Source organism: Chroococcidiopsis sp. TS-821 (genome assembly GCF_002939305.1).
Lineage (GTDB): Bacteria > Cyanobacteriota > Cyanobacteriia > Cyanobacteriales > Chroococcidiopsidaceae > Chroogloeocystis.
Genome location: NZ_MVDI01000003.1, coordinates 221580 through 239637, shown reverse-complemented (window position 1 = coordinate 239637; position 18058 = coordinate 221580). Strand labels below are relative to the sequence as shown.

General features: G+C 42.8%; 16 protein-coding genes. 5 read left to right on the top strand and 11 right to left on the bottom strand.

Translation table 11 applies throughout. The features are described 5' to 3' along the window. Nucleotides 1-73: 73 nt before the first annotated feature. The 5 genes from B1A85_RS11445 to B1A85_RS11425 form a co-directional block, all read right to left on the bottom strand. Complete coding sequence (locus B1A85_RS11445; RefSeq protein ID WP_104547041.1) at nucleotides 74-1396, bottom strand: polymer-forming cytoskeletal protein; 1323 nt, start codon at nucleotides 1394-1396, stop codon at nucleotides 74-76. A 41-nt stretch (nucleotides 1397-1437) separates the two neighbouring features. Next, on the bottom strand, nucleotides 1438-1986 hold the full coding sequence (locus tag B1A85_RS11440) for a DUF3122 domain-containing protein (RefSeq protein ID WP_104547040.1): 549 nt from the start codon (nucleotides 1984-1986) through the stop codon (nucleotides 1438-1440). A gap of 221 nt (nucleotides 1987-2207) precedes the next feature. Further along, the gene (locus B1A85_RS11435; RefSeq protein ID WP_104547039.1) at nucleotides 2208-2732 is read right to left on the bottom strand and encodes a universal stress protein; all 525 of its coding nucleotides are present in this window, start codon (nucleotides 2730-2732) and stop codon (nucleotides 2208-2210) included. A 46-nt stretch (nucleotides 2733-2778) separates the two neighbouring features. Continuing rightward, nucleotides 2779-5211, bottom strand: coding sequence for a phosphoenolpyruvate synthase (gene ppsA, locus B1A85_RS11430; RefSeq protein WP_104547038.1), 2433 nt, complete (start codon nucleotides 5209-5211; stop codon nucleotides 2779-2781). Nucleotides 5212-5346: 135 nt separating this feature from the next. Continuing rightward, nucleotides 5347-5997, bottom strand: coding sequence for a Uma2 family endonuclease (locus tag B1A85_RS11425; RefSeq protein ID WP_104547037.1), 651 nt, complete (start codon nucleotides 5995-5997; stop codon nucleotides 5347-5349). Between the two features lie 141 nt (nucleotides 5998-6138). On the opposite strand from B1A85_RS11425, the gene B1A85_RS11420 reads away from it, so the two are divergent. Then, on the top strand, nucleotides 6139-6837 hold the full coding sequence (locus B1A85_RS11420; protein ID WP_104547036.1) for an ATP-dependent Zn protease: 699 nt from the start codon (nucleotides 6139-6141) through the stop codon (nucleotides 6835-6837). Between the two features lie 190 nt (nucleotides 6838-7027). Here B1A85_RS11420 and B1A85_RS11415 read toward each other — a convergent pair whose 3' ends face one another. Next, a complete protein-coding gene (locus tag B1A85_RS11415) occupies nucleotides 7028-8011 on the bottom strand; it encodes a GGDEF domain-containing protein (RefSeq protein ID WP_104547035.1) in 984 nt (327 codons plus the stop codon). 524 nt (nucleotides 8012-8535) lie between these two features. On the opposite strand from B1A85_RS11415, the gene leuS reads away from it, so the two are divergent. Next, nucleotides 8536-11124, top strand: a complete 2589-nt coding sequence (leuS, locus tag B1A85_RS11410) for a leucine--tRNA ligase (RefSeq protein ID WP_104547034.1) — start codon at nucleotides 8536-8538, stop codon at nucleotides 11122-11124. A 115-nt stretch (nucleotides 11125-11239) separates the two neighbouring features. Here the strand turns inward: leuS and B1A85_RS11405 are convergent, their stop codons facing one another. Then, entirely contained in the window at nucleotides 11240-11686 is a 447-nt protein-coding gene (locus tag B1A85_RS11405; RefSeq protein WP_104547033.1) for a tellurite resistance TerB family protein, read from the bottom strand. A gap of 229 nt (nucleotides 11687-11915) precedes the next feature. Here B1A85_RS11405 and B1A85_RS11400 point away from each other — a divergent pair, with 229 nt between their 5' ends. Continuing rightward, nucleotides 11916-12791: a UTP--glucose-1-phosphate uridylyltransferase gene (locus B1A85_RS11400; protein WP_104547032.1), complete on the top strand. Its 876-nt coding sequence runs from the start codon at nucleotides 11916-11918 to the stop codon at nucleotides 12789-12791. A 371-nt stretch (nucleotides 12792-13162) separates the two neighbouring features. On the opposite strand, the gene B1A85_RS11395 is transcribed toward B1A85_RS11400, so the two are convergent. After that, nucleotides 13163-14047 carry a GNAT family N-acetyltransferase gene (locus tag B1A85_RS11395; protein WP_104547031.1) on the bottom strand — a complete coding sequence of 295 codons (885 nt, stop codon included), beginning with the start codon at nucleotides 14045-14047 and terminating at the stop codon, nucleotides 13163-13165. Between the two features lie 149 nt (nucleotides 14048-14196). Between B1A85_RS11395 and B1A85_RS11390 the strand changes: the two genes are divergently transcribed. Beyond that, a complete protein-coding gene (locus tag B1A85_RS11390) occupies nucleotides 14197-14754 on the top strand; it encodes a Uma2 family endonuclease (RefSeq protein WP_104547030.1) in 558 nt (185 codons plus the stop codon). A gap of 7 nt (nucleotides 14755-14761) precedes the next feature. On the opposite strand, the gene purH is transcribed toward B1A85_RS11390, so the two are convergent. Continuing rightward, a complete protein-coding gene (purH, locus tag B1A85_RS11385; protein ID WP_104547029.1) occupies nucleotides 14762-16291 on the bottom strand; it encodes a bifunctional phosphoribosylaminoimidazolecarboxamide formyltransferase/IMP cyclohydrolase in 1530 nt (509 codons plus the stop codon). An 85-nt stretch (nucleotides 16292-16376) separates the two neighbouring features. Further along, the gene (locus B1A85_RS23905; RefSeq protein WP_168192388.1) at nucleotides 16377-16538 is read right to left on the bottom strand and encodes a hypothetical protein; all 162 of its coding nucleotides are present in this window, start codon (nucleotides 16536-16538) and stop codon (nucleotides 16377-16379) included. 92 nt (nucleotides 16539-16630) lie between these two features. On the opposite strand from B1A85_RS23905, the gene cysE reads away from it, so the two are divergent. Continuing rightward, nucleotides 16631-17416, top strand: coding sequence for a serine O-acetyltransferase (gene cysE / locus B1A85_RS11380; protein ID WP_104547028.1), 786 nt, complete (start codon nucleotides 16631-16633; stop codon nucleotides 17414-17416). A 3-nt stretch (nucleotides 17417-17419) separates the two neighbouring features. Here cysE and B1A85_RS11375 read toward each other — a convergent pair whose 3' ends face one another. Further along, the gene (locus B1A85_RS11375) at nucleotides 17420-17989 is read right to left on the bottom strand and encodes an Npun_F5749 family FMN-dependent PPOX-type flavoprotein (RefSeq protein WP_104547027.1); all 570 of its coding nucleotides are present in this window, start codon (nucleotides 17987-17989) and stop codon (nucleotides 17420-17422) included. Nucleotides 17990-18058 lie beyond the last annotated feature (69 nt).

Here is an 18058-nt window from a genome sequence, read left to right as displayed (position 1 = left end):
TGCGGTCGCTTTTGCTTAGTAGTACATCTGTTCTAATCCTCGGTCGCGAGCGGGTTTACTATGCCAGCAGAATTTATACTGCTGCCAACTGCGGTTCGGTTGGCGCGCGATCGCGGTTGTTACGTATCCAAATCCATAACGCACCCAAGCCCAGAAAGATTGTTATCAAATGCAGTAGTCCACCTAAGACGGGAATTGCCGTTAAAAGTACAAATATCAATAAGCCGATCGCGAGGGAAACGAAACGATTTGATGATGTGCTTGGTTGCAGTTTGTGGATTAGCCACCGCCCGCCAAGTAGACTAACAACAATTTGCGGTACAAACATTACAAATAGGAGAAACCCAAAAATCAGCGTCAGATTGGCGAGTGTTCCCAAACCCAAAACTGGGAAAATCAGCACAGGTAATGTAATTGCAGATAAGGCTGTAAGAACAAACGTCACAAAAGCGATCGCAATTGCGATGATTCCCACCGCTAAAAAAGTTACAATTCCCCACCCTAAACTGGGTAGTGGTTTAGAAGAGGCGATCGCTGCTAAGCTTTGAATCCAATTTGGTACGAACTTAAATAAAAGCCATCCTACCAATACTAAAGCAATAAAGTACTGCAACTGCTGGGCAATTGTTGTGACTGGAGCTGGTGCTGCTGTTTCGTCTTCGGGTAACTCTTCGCGCAATACACCACCAGCGATTTGTGCTTGCTGGCTAATAGTAGCAACTCCAGGCGATCTATATGTCAAATTGCCACTAATTTGCACTGAATCTGCTACCGTCAAACCCGCACGAAGTTGAGGAATGGGAACTGGTGGTTGCGGGAAAAAAGGCGGATAAGCTTCTGGCGCGTCACCTTCAGCGCCTGTGATGACATTAACATTACCACCAACGTTACTACGTAATTCTAATGCTGCCATACTGCCTGTCACGTTTCGCCCAACATTACCAGCTAGCAGCGCTTGCCATCCGGTAAAGGCTAGATCGCCTGCAACAGTACTTTCAGCTAAACTTTCAAAACTCATCCCAGCAGCAACCGCGTCATCACCAACTCGCGCATTCGAACCAAGCTGTGTAACTTGACTAACAACTCGCAAATCATCATTGATAGTGCCATTCACAACAACGGCTTGAGCAGCCGCCAAGAGATCGCCTTGCACTGTACCATTGATTGTAATTAAACGACCAACTGCCACAAGATCGCCGTTTACTGTACCATTGATTGTAATTGTTCTACCAGCAACATACAGGTCATCGGCAATAACTTCATTCGCGCCAATAATGATTTGATCGCCGCTGCGACTGACCAATGACCAAACTGGAGTAGCCAAGAAGACAAGTAATAATAAGGTGCAGAGAAATCCTACGCTAGCAGTACGCCACTTTCCACGTATCAGAATCATAATTAATTTCTCCGGTGTTTTTGCTCGTGCACCCTAAACGCTTATGCCTTAGCAGCAGCAACTTCCTGCCATTCCTGTACGACAAATTGCGGTACAGAAATATCGATCGAGCGATCGCCTGCTAAAGGTAAACTGAGTTGCAGCGATTCTGCAGGTAATTGCGGCAAAATATTTTTTACATCATATTGACCGATTGTTGGTGCAGGTGCTTCAACTAGAAAAACATCATTTGCCGTTAAAATTTCCCCAGTAGACGTTGTGATTTGCAGTGGGTGTGGATGAATTAATTCAGCAACTCCAGGAAATCCTACCAATCTTAAATTTACTAAAGGTGCTTGTCCTGATTGAACTTGCTTAAATAAAATGACCTGCCAAGAATTTCCAGAAGAATCTTGTAATCTCTGCTGCGATCGATAGAGTATTTCTCCTGGAGCTTCAATTCGATTAATCTCTGCTAAGACTGGTTGTGATATAAAAGTTCCTAAACCTAGGAAGATAATCGTTGTCCAGATTCCTAGTAGTAGTAACCACAACAAAGTTTGTAAAAAGCGTCGGTATAGTAATCTTCGCTTTCTGCTAAAGTGAACCATTTTCTTTTCTATACCTAACTTGGGCAATAGATAATGCGTAATTAGAAACAGTCACAGATTGCGTTACTGTTGTTGAAACAATCTGGAATCTCAGTAACGAACAGAGTTGATTGCCTCCTTTTTTATTTGTGTTCTACACTGCGGCATAGCTACACCTCAGTGTTGCAAATGTGTTGTAAAAAATAACTGCGCTAGTAGGTCACTAGCAGCAGTTTTGAAATTTAGGACACAACTTCAGCTCGTTGTTTTTGACTAGCTGGAATATCCTTACCACGAGATTGAATCGTCAAAACTGACGCAGGAGCGTGGTGCAGTACATAATTACTGACACTACCGAGAAACAATTCTTTAAGACCAGAATGACCGCGCCGCCCCAGAACAATCAAATCAGCACCCCACTCGCGTGCAAATTCACAAATGGTACGACTAGGAGTACCAAATATCTGTTTGAATTCAGCCTTGACACCCGCGTTAGTTGCATCTTTGCAGCGATCGCGCAACATCTTAATTCCTTGTTCTTCAAACTCCTGCCATTGCTGACGATACAGCTGTGCGATTTCACTACTTAGACCAGGAAAGTATTCTTCACGCATCATGGAAGTATCTGGACTACCTTCTTCATCTGGAGACAGAACGTGTAGTAGCATCACATTTGCATTCGTTGCTTTAGCCAAGTCAATCGCTTGTTGAAAAACTTGCTCGCTCATGGGAGAACGATCGAGTGCAACAAGAATTCTGGTATACATAGAAAAGTGCCTCAAAGAAATTTAGTAATGGGTAATTATTGGAATTTTAGGATTTGACTATTCCTTCTACTTCAGCGACTTGCAATAGAGTTTTCAGTACCGAATCGGGATTAAGGCTAATTGAATCGATTCCTTGTTCGACTAAAAAGCGAGCAAATTCTGGGTAATCGCTGGGGGCTTGACCGCAGATGCCAATTTTGCGATTGTGTTTTTTAGCAGCAGCAATCGCCATTTGCACTAATTTTTTCACTGCATCGTTGCGTTCGTCAAATAAATCTGCAACCATCGCTGAATCGCGGTCTAAACCTAAGGCAAGTTGCGTTAGATCGTTAGAACCAATCGAAAATCCATCAAAAACTTGGCTAAATTCCTCGGCTAACAGGACATTGCTGGGAAGTTCGCACATAACGTAAACTTGTAAACCATTTTCACCGCGGATCAAGCCGTGTTTTGCCATTTCGGCTAAAACTTTGCGTCCTTCCTCAGGAGTGCGACAAAACGGAATCATCAAGATGACATTCGTCAAGCCCATTTCCTCGCGGACTTTCGCGATCGCTTGACACTCCAAAGCAAAGCCTTCGCGGTAGCGATCGCTATAATATCGAGATGCACCCCGCCACCCTAGCATTGGGTTTTCTTCTTGCGGTTCAAAGTCACGTCCGCCAAGGAGATTGGCGTATTCGTTACTCTTAAAGTCTGATAGTCTTACGATGACAGGTTTTGGATAAAAAGCCGCTGCAATTGTTGCCACGCCTTGCGCTAACTTATCCACAAAGTATTGTGGCTTGTGTTCGTATTGGTAAGTTAACGTCGCAATTTCATCTTTAATTGCATCTTCTGGCAGTTTGTCAAAGTGAACCAACGCCAATGGATGCACCTTGATGTGGTTCGCAATGATAAACTCTAAGCGTGCTAACCCGACTCCATCATTCGGAATCGCCGCGACACCAAAAGCTTCCGCCGGATTCCCCAAGTTGATCGTAATTTGCGTGCGGGTACGCGGTAAATCTTCTAGTGTCACTTCCTGAACTTCGTAAGGAAGTATGCCTTGATAAACTTTACCCTCTTCACCTTCGGCACACGAAACCGTGACTTCTTGACCAGATTTGAGTACGCTAATTGCATTCCCCGTACCGACGATCGCCGGAATTCCTAACTCGCGGGCAATAATTGCCGCATGACACGTGCGTCCGCCTTGGTTGGTGACGATCGCACTTGCTTTTTTCATGATTGGTTCCCAGTCAGGATCGGTTTTATACGTTACCAAAACCTCTCCAGCTTTGAACTGATCGAGTTTGTGAACATCTAGAATGACGCGGACTTTTCCTTGCCCAATCGCTTCGCCGATACTACGCCCTGTGACGAGAACTTGACTGCGTTCTTTCAGTGCGTAACTTTTTAATAAATTCTGATGTTTTTGCGACTGCACCGTTTCAGGACGTGCTTGGACAATAAACATTTCTCCTGAGATACCGTCTTTTGCCCACTCGATGTCCATGGGCGTGAAGGTTCCCCGCACTTGGGAATAATGATTTTCAATCAAGCAAGCCCACCGCGCGAGTTGGAGAACTTCGTCATCATTTAGTGCAAATTGCATTCGATCGTCAAGCGGTACAGGAACGTTTTTCGTTTGCTTAGAACCGCCAACGTCGTACACAAGTTTCAGTTCTTTCGTCCCCAGACGCTTTTCTAAAATTGGGCGAAAACCAGTTTGTAAGGTTGGTTTAAACACCAAGTATTCATCAGGGTTCACCATGCCTTGCACGACATTTTCCCCCAAACCGTAAGCGGCGGTGATCAGAACTGCATCTTTGAAACCCGATTCGGTATCAATCGAGAACATGACTCCTGAAGACGCTAAGTCAGAGCGCACCATTTTTTGCACGCCGACAGACAGCGCAATATCCAAGTGGCTAAATCCTTTGATTTGTCGATAAGAAATCGCGCGATCGGTAAAAAGCGAAGCAAAGCATCGATGACAGGCGTCGAGAACTGCGGCTAATCCGTGAACGTTGAGATAAGTTTCTTGTTGTCCGGCAAAACTTGCGTCGGGTAAATCTTCAGCAGTCGCACTCGAACGCACGGCAACATCTGTATCAAAACCATAACGCTGACACAGCTTATCATAAGCAGCAGCGATCGCGTTTTCTAGTTCGTCGGGAAATGGCGTTTGCAAAATTAATGAACGCGCTTGTCTACCTTTTTGTCGCAGTTGGTTCACATCTTCGATATCGAGATCGGCAAACAACTGGCGTAATTCTGCTTCTAACCCAGCCGACTCAATAAAGTAACGATAAGCTGTTGCGGTGGTAGCAAAGCCACCAGGAACGTTCACTCCTTGGGTAGAGAGCTGTTGAATCATTTCTCCCAGGGAAGCGTTTTTGCCACCAACTAAGCCAAGATCGGCTAGGCTAACTGTATCTAAGTCCAATACTAAAGCTTGCTTGCCAGTAGTTTGAGCAACCGTAGTCTGCAACATTAATCAACTTCCTCTTATCAAGCTTAGTGACTGCGAGAAGCTTTTGTGGAGATGCGACCTGAATCTGCTTCTCTTTCCTACAGCCTTAATTATAGGAAAACAACTTGAGGAAATTGTGAGGAACTCGCGCTCAGATTACTGCTGAGTTAGCGTGGCGATTAACCAGCGACTAATTGTTCCATCGTCTTCGTTTTGAGCGCGTTTTGGCGCTTCTTCTACTAAATTAATGTCTAATCCGGGTAGTACTTGTGATTCGCGAATGAGTTGACTTTGTGTTGGTGTTAAATAACTGGCAATAACTTTACTTGCGTTGACATCCACAACCCAGTATTCTTGCACGCCCATGCGTTGATAAAGCTTTTGTTTGCGGGTGGTATCGTCTTCTAAAGAAGCTGCAACTTCGACAACTAGCGTCGGCGGATCGAGTTCGCTTAAGTTTACAGGTGCGTTATTACGCGGTGGAAATCGCAAGTTTTTGCCAACGTAGTACGCGATATCCGGCTGGGCTTCCTGCAATCTGGCTTTTCTCAGATTAGGATTTGTTAGTTCTTTAATAGCAATATTTCGAATTGCTGCATATAAAACAAGAACTGTAGAAACAATCGAATTATCTTGACTATGGGCAGAACCTATGGGGGACATCTCAATTCTCATGCAGCCTTCATCGTAGTAAAACCTCCCGCTTACCAAAGTTGGATCGTCTGCAAATGTCAGAATGTCTTCCCAATCTGCTACTACCCAGGTGTCAGTAGGAACGGTGCTTAGGACTGGAGGTGGATTAACCATTGTCGCAAGCTCCCAGTATTGCCGAATATTAATTATGCTACTTCAATAGAACTTTGCTCTAGTGCTGTGTTCTTGATCGCTAAGCCTGTGCAAGATAACCTAATAATTAAGCTTCTTTACAATTAGAAACAATTTGAAGATATGAGTCAAACTGCGCTTAATTTAACGGCGATCGCCATATTTCTGATGACAATGACGGCGTTGCTAGGACCAATGTTTAACTTATCCCCTACACTTCCTGCGATCGCCACTTTTAGTCTCTTAGGGCTAGCCACGTTAGATAGTTTCAGCTTACAAGGCAAGGGAGGTACTTTAGTATTAGACTGGTTCGCTAGTTTTTCTCCCCAACACCGCGATCGCATCATTCGTCATGAAGCTGGACATTTTCTAGTCGCGCATCTTTTGGGAATTCCCGTGACAGGTTATGCCTTAAGTGCTTGGGAAGCTTTAAAACAGAAACACCCAGGACAAGGCGGGGTAAGCTTTGACGATACTGAAGTCGCGTCTCAGCTCGCACAAGGCACAATTTCCACGCAATTGTTGGATCGTTACTGTACCATTTGGATGGCAGGAGTTGCGGCAGAAACGTTAGTCTACGAACGCGCTGAGGGGGGCGCTGACGACCGCCAGCATCTTCATACGGTGCTTTCTTCCTTAGGATTTTCTGCGGCGAGTGTGGAACTCAAACAGCGGTTTTGTAGCCTACAAGCACGTAACTTACTACAACAAAATTGGGCAGCCTACGAAGCATTAATTAACGCAATGCGACAACGCCTGGATGTAGCTGAGTGTCGTAATTTGATTGATTCGTTAACTGTTACATTAAATCCGGTTGAATGATAACAAAAATGCTCAGTAAACGAGAAAGGTGGCTAGTGTCTAGGAACTAATAGAATTCGGCTAATGTTCTAAATCAATACAACTAACTACTAATAACAGTGTAACGATACTGATGTTTCGGTTATTTAGCTGGAGATGATACGACAACAATATAGAAGTTAACTCAAGCCTGAAAACTAACCACTAGCTACTATTCACTACAATTCATAATACAGTTTCTGCCAGCAGCTTTGGCTTGTAATAAATATTCGTCAGCACGGGCTAACAACTGTACGCCTTCAGAATCGTCGGATGCTCTCAGGCAACTTGTACCAATGCTGATTGTAATCGGAATCGACAAGGTGTTATCAATGACAAACATTTGTCCGCTGACAATCTGCTGCAATCGACGAGCAACAACTAGCGCCTCTTGACAGCTAGTGTTGTGCAAAAGAATGACAAATTCTTCACCACCATAGCGAAAGGGAATATCTTGCGATCGCAAGTTGTACCGTAACCGCGAACTCAGTAGCTTGAGAATGCGATCGCCTATTAAATGTCCATATGTATCATTGACTACTTTAAAATAATCAATATCCAGCATCAAAGCACTTAGCGGTATTTCGTAGTTCCGGCTAGTACGAATTTGGCGAACTAAATTGCTTTCTAATGCTCTTCGATTATTGAGTTCTGTTAATGGATCGATAAAGGCAATTGTTGATAATACCTTGTTTGTTTGAAGGAGATCGCGATACTTTTTGACTTTCCGCAAACCAACTTGAATATGCGCAAGTAAAAGACGCGCGACCAGGCGCGTACTATCTTCTAAATTGCTATTATTATCTGGTAACCATACGTAAGCATCTGCAGCTTCTTCTAATGCTGTGGCAGTTGTATCGAGTTCCCAATCCCAATCCGCACGCTTTTTTTCGGCAATCAGTTGAGCGCGATCTTCGATCAGAATACAGTATATCCAAGATAGTGATGCTTGCTGCTTGAGCCAGCGGCAAAGGTTTAGACCTTGTTCCAAGCCAGCCTGAACCATGAGAATATCAGGCGGTCTAACCTCAATCCAGTTTTGTGCTTCGCTCGCATCAACAGCCAACTCTATAGTAAAATCTGTTCCATAACGAATCTGGGGTGGCAGCTTGGCAAAAAAATCTTTCTTGCCAACGGTCAAAATTGAAGGATGCATGATGCTATTTATCTGCTCAATTTAAATGTTTGGAACTCCAGGAATAAAAGATAATGGGCGCATTCAAGTCTATTTTGTGATAAATGATTTTTTAATTTTTTCAAAGTCTATGTATTCAATCTATATTATTTTTTTTAAATTTTATCTTGTACTTGAGCTTTAAATTATCAATAAATATTCAGCATTAAAATCATTATTTTTACTCTTATTTTGTAGAATAATCTTTTTTGTCTATCATCTCCCTAAATTCTAACTATTAGAAATGCGCAATCTCCATAATCTGAGTAATATATGAATCTATCACTTACGTATTATCACCCATAAAATTACGTGTTGTCACCAGTGAAAGTATGATTTATATCAAAATTTGATACTTGTCATAACAACTATGCCAAATTTTAAAAAAAGTGAGTGAAGATTGGGGAGAGAAAAAGTCAGACAAAAGTGATGTGATTTTTCATGTTGAGTTTGCGGACGACAGTGGCAAACAAAACCCTTTATTTACCGCGATAACCATTTAAAATATGGTGACAGAGACAAAATCAGGAGTGACTTTCGTGGAGTCGCGTTACAACCCCGCAGCAATCGAGGAAAAGTGGCAACAAACTTGGGCAGAACTTGGTTTAGACCAAACTCAGACAGATAGTGCTAAGCCAAAATTTTATGCGCTATCGATGTTTCCCTATCCATCAGGTAGCCTGCACATGGGTCACGTCCGCAACTATGCGATCACAGATGTCATCGCTCGCTTAAAGCGAATGCAAGGCTATCGGGTGTTACATCCTATGGGTTGGGACGCGTTTGGTTTACCTGCAGAAAACGCAGCAATCGAGCGTGGAATTCCGCCTGCGAAGTGGACGTATCAAAACATTGCGCAGATGCGATCGCAACTGCAACGCTTAGGTTTATCCATCGATTGGGATCGCGAAATCGCGACGTGTTCTCCGGAGTATTATAAATGGACGCAGTGGATCTTCTTGCAATTCCTGAAAGCCGGACTTGCGTACCAAAAAGAAGCCGCCGTCAACTGGGATCCGATCGATCAAACGGTGCTTGCAAACGAACAAGTAGACAGTGAAGGGCGATCGTGGCGCAGTGGTGCCAAAGTCGAACGCAAATTGTTGCGTCAGTGGTTCTTGAAAATCACCGACTACGCGGAAGAACTACTCAACGATCTAGATAAACTACCAGGATGGCCCGATCGCGTCAAGTTAATGCAAGCGAACTGGATTGGTAAATCAATCGGTGCCTACTTAGAGTTTCCCATTGTCGGTTCAGATGAAAAAATTGGCGTTTACACAACACGCCCTGACACGGTTTACGGCGTTACTTATGTCGTCTTAGCACCCGAACATCCCTTGACAAAGCGCGTTACCACAGCCGATCGACAAACCTCAGTAGAAGCATTTGTCCAAGAGGTTGTAAACCAAAGCGAACTAGAACGTACTGCTGAAGATAAACCCAAACGAGGAATTCCCACAGGTGGGAAAGCAATTAATCCATTTACACAAGAAGAAATTCCGATTTGGATCGCAGATTACGTTTTATACGAATACGGTACAGGTGCAGTTATGGGAGTCCCCGCCCACGACGCGCGTGATTTCCAATTTGCCCAACAAAACAATCTATCGATCAAAGTTGTAATTATTCCCGAAAACGGCGATGCATCAGCACCTTTAACGACAGCTTATGTAGAAACGGGCATTGTTGTAAATTCGGGTGAATTTGATGGCATGATTTCGACAGAAGCAAAAGAAGCGATCGTCAAGTATGCCGAGAAGCATGGTTTTGGTAATGCGCGAGTTCAATATCGCCTGCGCGATTGGTTAATTTCGCGACAACGCTACTGGGGCGCACCCATTCCCGTGATTCATTGCCCTAACTGCGGCATAGTTCCTGTTCCTGATGAGGATTTACCTGTAGAATTGCCTGAAGAAGTGGAATTCACAGGTCGTGGTGGTTCGCCTTTGGCACAATTAGAAGACTGGGTAAATGTCCCTTGTCCAACTTGTGGAACGCCAGCCAAGCGAGAAACTGACACGATGGATACGTTTATTGACTCGTCGTGGTATTACTTGCGCTATCCTGATGCCAAAAACGACCAACAGGCGTTTGACTCTGCAAAAACGAATGACTGGATGCCTGTCGATCAGTACGTAGGTGGTATCGAACACGCGATTTTACACTTATTGTACTCGCGATTTTTTACTAAAGTGTTGCGCGATCGCGGCTTTTTGAACTTTGACGAACCCTTCCAACGCCTGTTAACACAAGGAATGGTGCAAGGCATAACCTATAAAAACCCTTTAACAGGCAAATACATTCCGCCTGCACAAGTCGATCCTAACGATCCGAGAGATCCCGAAACAGGCGAACCGTTGCAAGTTTTCTACGAAAAAATGTCTAAATCTAAATACAACGGTATCGATCCTGAAGAAGTCTTAGCCAAATATGGTGCGGATACTGCACGGATGTTTATCTTGTTTAAAGCACCGCCAGAAAAAGACTTAGAGTGGGAAGATGCTGACGTTGAAGGACAATTCCGCTTTTTAAATCGTGTATGGCGTTTAGTCACCGATTACAGCAATCAGCCATCCGTTGTGAGTCAGCAAGCAGCATTAACCAAACCCGAAAAAGAACTCCGACGCGCAATTCATACTGCAATCAAAGCTGTAACGGAAGACTTAGAAGGCGGATATCAATTTAATACTGCTGTTTCTGAGTTAATGAAGTTGAGTAACGCGCTTGCTGATGCACCGTGCAAAGACTCAGCAATTTATGCCGAGGGTATTCAAACCTTATTGATATTGCTAGCACCTTTTGCACCTCACATTACTGAGGAGTTGTGGCACATCTTAGGCAATACTGAATCAATTCACACTCAACCTTGGTTGAAGTACGACGAATCAGCGTTAGTCGCCGACGAAATTACTTTAGTCGTCCAAATTAATGGCAAAAAACGCGGTGAATTACAAGTACCTGCGCAAGCTGATAAAGCCGAGTTGGAAAAATTCGCCCGCGAATCCGAAGCCGCTCAGCGCTACATTGAAGGTAAAGATGTGAAAAAAGTCATCGTCGTACCTGGAAAACTTGTCAACTTCGTTCTGGGGTAGGTGAATTTGCTAAAGCTTAATATATAGAAAAACTGCTAATGGAGGATAGCATTTTTTGTTTTCTTTCTCCATTAGCTTATCCAAATAAATGTATTTCAGTTACAAAAGCGCGATCCTAACCTCTATTTTTAATCAACATGACATCTACAATTTTTGTTGCGGTATCTTCTGTTATTTCTAAAACTTGGTAGAGATGATTTAAGAGTGTCTCTTCTTCTTCTGTGATTTCACCATCTGCTAATATAATATCAGTTGCTACAGCAAAAGCTGTCTCGTTTAAATCATGCGGTAAAACGGCTACAGCTGCATTTAGTAGTGTATTAGCTCCTTGCCTTTCCATAATACCTAAGAGGTTGTTAATCATTTTTCTAATAACATCAGATGGATAGCTATTAAAAAGCTTCATTCTAGATATTGCAACTTGAATAGCTTGTATTTCAGTTTCAGCAACAAATCCATCTGAGCCAATGGCTATTAATGCGATTACCATAAATGCTTCGGCGGGACCAAGTGTTATTTGTGTTGGTCTGCGAATACCAGATACTTTATCGAAAAGACCCATTAAATTTGACCTAATATCAAAAGTTCAATAACATAAGAATATATTTTGTGTTTAAAGCTTGAGTAGCGTAAAAGCACGGATAAACTTTATAAATTAACTTTAGTGAAACTACTGAAATTTAATCTCTAGTTTAAATAGCAATTAAATCATAATAAAGTTAATAAAAAATGTATATGTATCAATAGAAAGCAAAAAACCTATTACACATACACGTCAATCAGTAAAAAATATGCGCAAAGCAGTAATTCCCGCAGCAGGTTTTGGTACTCGTTTGTTTCCAGCTACCAAAGCTATTAAAAAAGAACTCTTTCCAATTATCGACAAAGACGGAAGAGCAAAACCTGTTATTCAAATTATTGTAGAAGAAGCGATTAGCGCCGGAATTGAAGAAGTTGGTATTGTTGTACAAACAAGCGATCGCCCAATCTTTGAAGATTTTTTTAAATCACCACCCAAACCAGAACTGTTTGCTAAATTATCTCCACAAAACCAAGAATACAGCCAATATCTCCAAGATTTAGGTAGCAAAATTACAATCTTGACGCAAGACACACAAGAAGGCTATGGTCATGCGGTATTTTGTGCTAAAGAATGGGTAAACAATGAACCTTTCCTCTTAATGTTAGGCGATCACATCTACGCTTCTGATACCGAACAATCTTGTACTGCGCAAGTTTTAAATATCTACAACCAAGTCAATCAAAGTACAATTGGTTTAACAACAATGCCAGCAGAAATGATTCATAAAGCTGGTTGCGTTGCAGGAAATTGGCAACAAGAATCAATTCTTAATCTGACGCAAGTTTACGAAAAACCCTCAATTGAATATGCACGCCAACATTTACGTGTAGAAGGAGTCACGGAAGATGAATTCTTGTGTATCTTTGGTCTATATGCACTATCGCCAAAGTTGTTTGATTTTTTAGAAGAAAATATTAAGAATAATAGACGCGATCGCGGCGAATTTCAGTTAACATCTGCACTAGAAAGTTTACGCCAAGCTGAAGGAATGATAGGCTATGTTGTTCAGGGACGTTGTTTTGATACTGGAATGCCTGGCGTTTATTTACAAACAATGATTGATTTTAGAGGGAATCATTCTTGATGCGTGTAAGTAGGTGGGCATAATCAAATATCACACATAACATTTGTCGGGTAATAGATAATAGGTAATGGGTAATGAGTAATAGATCCTGCTTGACCAATTACTAGTTACCAGTTACCAGCCCTTAAGTTATATTTATTTTTACCCACTTACTTACTTAAATAATACGTTACTTTAAATTGACCAATGCATCTAACCATTACTGAAAACAGTATTGGCTTACCATCAGGTGCAGAAGTAATCTTACGCCATTAGACTTGGTTAGACTACCAAGCGTTATTAGCAAGTCGTCTAGCAAAGGTAGAAAATGGTAATTAGTAATGGGTAATCGGTAATTGGTAATACGTTTATTTTTAATACTTATTGGCACGTCAACAACGCGCAGAACGCGGTAGCATAAATTCCTGACCTTCTGCTGCAAACTTACCACGCACCATCAAAAATGCTTTGTCTAGTACGTGGGGAATCGCTTGGAAAGTTACATCTAAGCGATCGGGACTAAAATAAACTACAGTTTCTTTAATAGGATGGGAAAGTCTTGCCAAAAGTTCATTTATTGTGGGAATGTTGGTTCCTACTACATCAAAAAGCTGGAGTCGATCGTCTTCAATTTCCATACAAAAAATCACATCTAAATCTTCTGCATAATACAGAGGGCGCGTTGCTTCGTTTACACAGAATAAAGCTTTTTCCTGCTGCGGCAAAACTCCGACAACATTCGAGACAGGAGTACGCGTTTCTAAAAGTCGATGCAGTAGTTTGATATCGCTTGAATCGGCAAAATCTAATAAGCGCAAGCGCTCGCTACTTTCTTTTACCTCACACTGCGCCACAAATTTGTGTTCTTCTACGACGCGAAAGCCGAAAGGTTCGTACAATTTAGGTTGTGATGTTGTCAGTACTAATGTTTCATAGCGGCGATCGCAGTAATCCAGCACTTCTGTCATAATTTCGCGATAATACCCGCGACGACGATATTCAGGATGCGTTGCTACTGCATGAATTCCTCCTACCATCAACTTTTCTCCCATAACCAGCAGCGGAATTTCTAAAACGCCTACGTGTGAAACCGCAACACCATCATTAAACTGAATAAACGGAGTAGAAGCCGTTTCCCAAGCTGCGCCTAATACTCTTGCGGTTTTGGCAAGACGGCTGATATCAAAGTTAGAAAATACAGTGTCTAGCAGTTCAAATAAGCGTTTGCTCAGCGTAGGATCTGCACTAAACGACTGCTCAAAACGATATACACTCATGATTTCAAGTTAAATATAAAGATAAAAGCAACTGGTAATTCGCTTATAAATAGTCCGTCTTACCATTTATCCATTACCTATTACCATTGCACTTCGCTTGTAATACAATACTACATCTTACTACAAATTATCTTTGTAATGCATCATCTATGACTACAACACAACCCAGATTATTTACGGTACAGGAGTATCACAAAATGGCAGATCTGGGAATTTTGCACCCAGATGAACGAGTGGAGTTGATAGAAGGGCAGATTGTCAAGATGGCGGCTAAAAACCCACCGCACTCAGCAATTACAAAGCGCACCGCAGATATATTACGCGATCTCCTTACCGGAAAAGCCGATATTCGAGTTCAAGAACCAATTTATATGAGCGATCGCTCAGAACCTGACCCGGATATCGCTGTTGTCAAAATAGATTCCCGTGACTACATTGACAGACATCCAGTTCCAGATGATGTTTTTCTGCTGGTAGAAGTCGCAGATCGTACACTAACCTATGACTGCAACAAAAAAGCGGCGTTGTATGCACGTGCGAGTATCCCTGAATACTGGGTTATTGACATTAAAGATGAAAAAGTTATTGTTTTTAGAAAACCTGAAAGTAAAACTTATCAACAAAAATCAGTACAAGATAAACAGACTCTTCTCCACTTGACGACTTTTCCTGACATCTATCTCGAGGTAGGCAAAATTTTCCCCTGATATTTAATTAGTGTAAAAAGTGGCGTATTCCTGTAAACACCATCACTAAGCCTAAATCATTCGCCGCATCGATTGAATCTCGATCGCGCATACTACCACCAGGTTGCACGATCGCAGAAATTCCCGCAGCAGCCGCAGTTTTCACCGAGTCGTCAAACGGAAAGAAACCGTCACTAGCTAAGAAGCCGCCCTGCGCTTTTTCTCCAGCTTGTGCTAAAGCAATTTGCACCGAACCGACACGATTCATTTGCCCAGCGCCGACACCCGCAGTTGTGCGATCGCGCGTGACAACAATCGCATTTGACTTAACATGCTTGCATACTTTCCAGGCAAACAATAATTCTGCTAATTGTTCTGGTGTAGGCTGTTTTTGCGTGACAACTTGCCATTGATTCGGATCGGCAACAACATCATCCGCCGCTTGTACTAAAAATCCACCCGCGATCGTTTTTACAGTTTCTTTTGCTCCTGCACTCAAATCTGGTAAAATCAACACGCGTACTTTAGATTTAGCCGCTAATATCTCCTGGGCTGCTGCTTCGCAACCAGGTGCAACCACACATTCCAAAAACGTCTTCGTTAACTCAGTAGCAGTCGCAGCATCAATCGGCTGATTAAGTGCAACAATGCCACCAAAAGCTGAAGTAGAATCTGCATTAAAAGCTTTGGTATAAGCTTCTACAAGCGAATTTCCTAAGGCAACACCGCAAGGATTCGCGTGTTTAATAATTGTCGCCGCAGGAGTATCAGTAAACTCAGCAACAATTCGCCGCGCAGCTTCTAAATCAACCAAGTTATTGTAGCTCAGTTCTTTTCCTTGCAGTTTTGTAGCCGCAGCCCAGCCACTTGCTTTCTTCCCAGTTTGATACCAAGCTGCTTTTTGATGCGGATTTTCCCCATACCGCAAAGCCTGCAACTGCGTTCCTGAAAGTGTATAGTGTTGTGATAATTCTTGACCTCTCAAATAAGATGCGATCGCCTGGTCGTATTCTGAGGTGTGAGAAAATGCCTTAATCGCGCATTGTTGGCGAAATTCAAAAGAAACATCGCCATTATGTTGTCGTAATTCTCCTAGATACGCCTCATACAGCGTAGGGTCACACAACACGGTTAAATGAGCGTAATTTTTTGCTGCGGCTCTCAGCATCGCAGGACCGCCGATATCAATTTGTTCAATCGCATCGGGTAAAGTGACATCAGGTTTAGCGATCGTCGCCGCAAATGGGTACAAGTTAACAACTACTAAATCAATTGGGCGAATTTGATTATTTTCTAAATCGGCAACGTCTTGCGCAACATCACGACGCGCCAAAATACCGCCATGAATGCGTGGATGTAATGTTTTGACTCTTCCGCCTAAAATTTCTGGCGAACCTGTGTAATCAGCAACTTTTGTTACTGGTAATCCTGCATCTTTCAAGGCTTGGGCTGTACCACCACTGCTAATCAGATCAAAGCCGAATTCTGCAACTAAACTTCGAGCAAAATCAATCAACCCTGTTTTATCCGATACGCTCAGCAGTGCTAGACGCGCCATAGTTCACAACTTCCTTAGTTCCGAGTTGAAAATCATATCATTTTTCATAAGCGTCAATCTCAATGCACAAGTACCACTTCGCAATTCATTCGCCAAAGCACCAGAATAAAACCAGCGCAACTGCACCCCAAATCAGCATATTTGGTAAATGAAACTCTCTAAAAGCCCTGAGAGGAATTAAAACAAAAGTTTCAGTCATCCAACTCGAACTAATCAGCAAAAATAAAATCAACAAAAATGGTGGCATAGTAATGATGTCTTTTGAAATTTTTAATTGCCAAGCGACAGAAAACGCTAAGATAAATTGTGAGATGTTTTGCCTATGTTGGGTATTTTAAGGTGTTCTCTACCCTACTTGCTGACTTTCAAATTATCTTTGAGCGCGATCCAGCGGCACGTAACTGGCTGGAGGTGTTGTTCTTCTATCCTGGCTTGCAAGCAATTATTTTGCATCGGATAGCGCACAAGCTATACAAGATGGGTATTCCCTTCATTCCGCGTCTGATCTCTTTTATAGCACGCTTTCTCACAGGAATTGAAATTCACCCTGGCGCAGTTATTGGTAAAGGCTTTTTTGTCGATCACGGTATGGGAGTCGTGATTGGGGAAACAGCTATTGTTGGTGACTATGTTTTGCTTTATCAAGGAGTCACGCTTGGTGGTACAGGTAAAGAAAGCGGCAAACGCCACCCTACCTTAGGCGATAACGTCGTTGTTGGTGCTGGTGCCAAAGTTTTAGGTAATATCGAGATTGGCAATAATGTCCGAATTGGTGCGGGATCGGTAGTTCTGCGCAATGTTCCTTCTAACTGTACAGTTGTTGGCGTACCAGGACGCGTGATTTATCGCTCTGGTGTTCGTGTCGATCCGCTAGAACATGGTAGCCTACCGGACTCAGAAGCAGAAGTTATTCGCGCTTTAGTCGACCGCATAGAAGCTCTAGAACAACAAGTAGAGCAGTTACAGCATAAGCAGACTCCTGCACCTGTGTATCATATTTCAATTGCTGCGGAAGAAGCAGGTGACGCACTACCAAGTCAGGAAGAAATACCAGCAACTCAAGGTGCAGCTTGTCAATTAAGAAATAAAGCGATTCAAGAGTTTCTTGACGGCGCAGGAATTTAAACTTTAGGGATTGATTTCTAGAGTAGACCAAGTGCGATCGCTGTTGCGAGTATAGAGATATCGATTCTGTGGTTCGCCACGTAGCTTTAAGTGGTCTACCTCAATCGGTTCGAGTAGCAATAGGCAAAAATGCGGTAGGGGTTGCGTCGCATCTGGTGGTGGAACGTCAAATCCTAAATCATCTCTTGGCTTTCCAGGATGAGGATAAGCAAAAAGTAATCGCGCCGCGTCACTGATTTCGCGCCAAGTGTTGTGACGTGCTTGCTGTAATGTTGCGTCGGGGCAATCTTCGCCGATTAAATTCAAGTAACCACTAATCCGAAATTGTTCGCGGGTGTCAATAAAGTACCAACACGCTTCCGCCCAAGGTTGATGCGCAATTTGTTCGGGTTTTTGCGTGCGGGCATCGACAATAAATTTTAACTGATCGGTATCTTCTAGAAAACCGCGAAAAACAACCGTGCGGTTGGCAGGGCGATTATCCAAACGCACCGTTGCTAGTTGTAAATAGCGAGAGACTGGCTGCGAGTTTTTGTGCAAAGCACGCGCTAGAGGCGATCGCCAAGGAGTCATACTTAATTATTATATTAAGCCTATCAATAATTAATCATCTAGTAATAGATCGCTTATGTAAAGCGATCG

Coding starts and splice junctions, on each gene's coding strand:
- B1A85_RS11445 (WP_104547041.1), bottom strand. CDS start 1,396: ATGATTCTGATACGTGGAAAGTGGCGTACTGCTAGCGTAGGATTTCTC.
- B1A85_RS11420 (WP_104547036.1), top strand. CDS start 6,139: ATGAGTCAAACTGCGCTTAATTTAACGGCGATCGCCATATTTCTGATG.
- B1A85_RS11405 (WP_104547033.1), bottom strand. CDS start 11,686: ATGGGTCTTTTCGATAAAGTATCTGGTATTCGCAGACCAACACAAATA.
- B1A85_RS11415 (WP_104547035.1), bottom strand. CDS start 8,011: ATGCATCCTTCAATTTTGACCGTTGGCAAGAAAGATTTTTTTGCCAAG.
- purH (WP_104547029.1), bottom strand. CDS start 16,291: ATGGCGCGTCTAGCACTGCTGAGCGTATCGGATAAAACAGGGTTGATT.
- B1A85_RS11395 (WP_104547031.1), bottom strand. CDS start 14,047: ATGAGTGTATATCGTTTTGAGCAGTCGTTTAGTGCAGATCCTACGCTG.
- B1A85_RS11440 (WP_104547040.1), bottom strand. CDS start 1,986: ATGGTTCACTTTAGCAGAAAGCGAAGATTACTATACCGACGCTTTTTA.
- leuS (WP_104547034.1), top strand. CDS start 8,536: ATGGTGACAGAGACAAAATCAGGAGTGACTTTCGTGGAGTCGCGTTAC.
- ppsA (WP_104547038.1), bottom strand. CDS start 5,211: ATGTTGCAGACTACGGTTGCTCAAACTACTGGCAAGCAAGCTTTAGTA.
- B1A85_RS11375 (WP_104547027.1), bottom strand. CDS start 17,989: ATGACTCCTTGGCGATCGCCTCTAGCGCGTGCTTTGCACAAAAACTCG.
- B1A85_RS11425 (WP_104547037.1), bottom strand. CDS start 5,997: ATGGTTAATCCACCTCCAGTCCTAAGCACCGTTCCTACTGACACCTGG.
- B1A85_RS11435 (WP_104547039.1), bottom strand. CDS start 2,732: ATGTATACCAGAATTCTTGTTGCACTCGATCGTTCTCCCATGAGCGAG.
- B1A85_RS11390 (WP_104547030.1), top strand. CDS start 14,197: ATGACTACAACACAACCCAGATTATTTACGGTACAGGAGTATCACAAA.
- B1A85_RS23905 (WP_168192388.1), bottom strand. CDS start 16,538: ATGCCACCATTTTTGTTGATTTTATTTTTGCTGATTAGTTCGAGTTGG.
- B1A85_RS11400 (WP_104547032.1), top strand. CDS start 11,916: ATGCGCAAAGCAGTAATTCCCGCAGCAGGTTTTGGTACTCGTTTGTTT.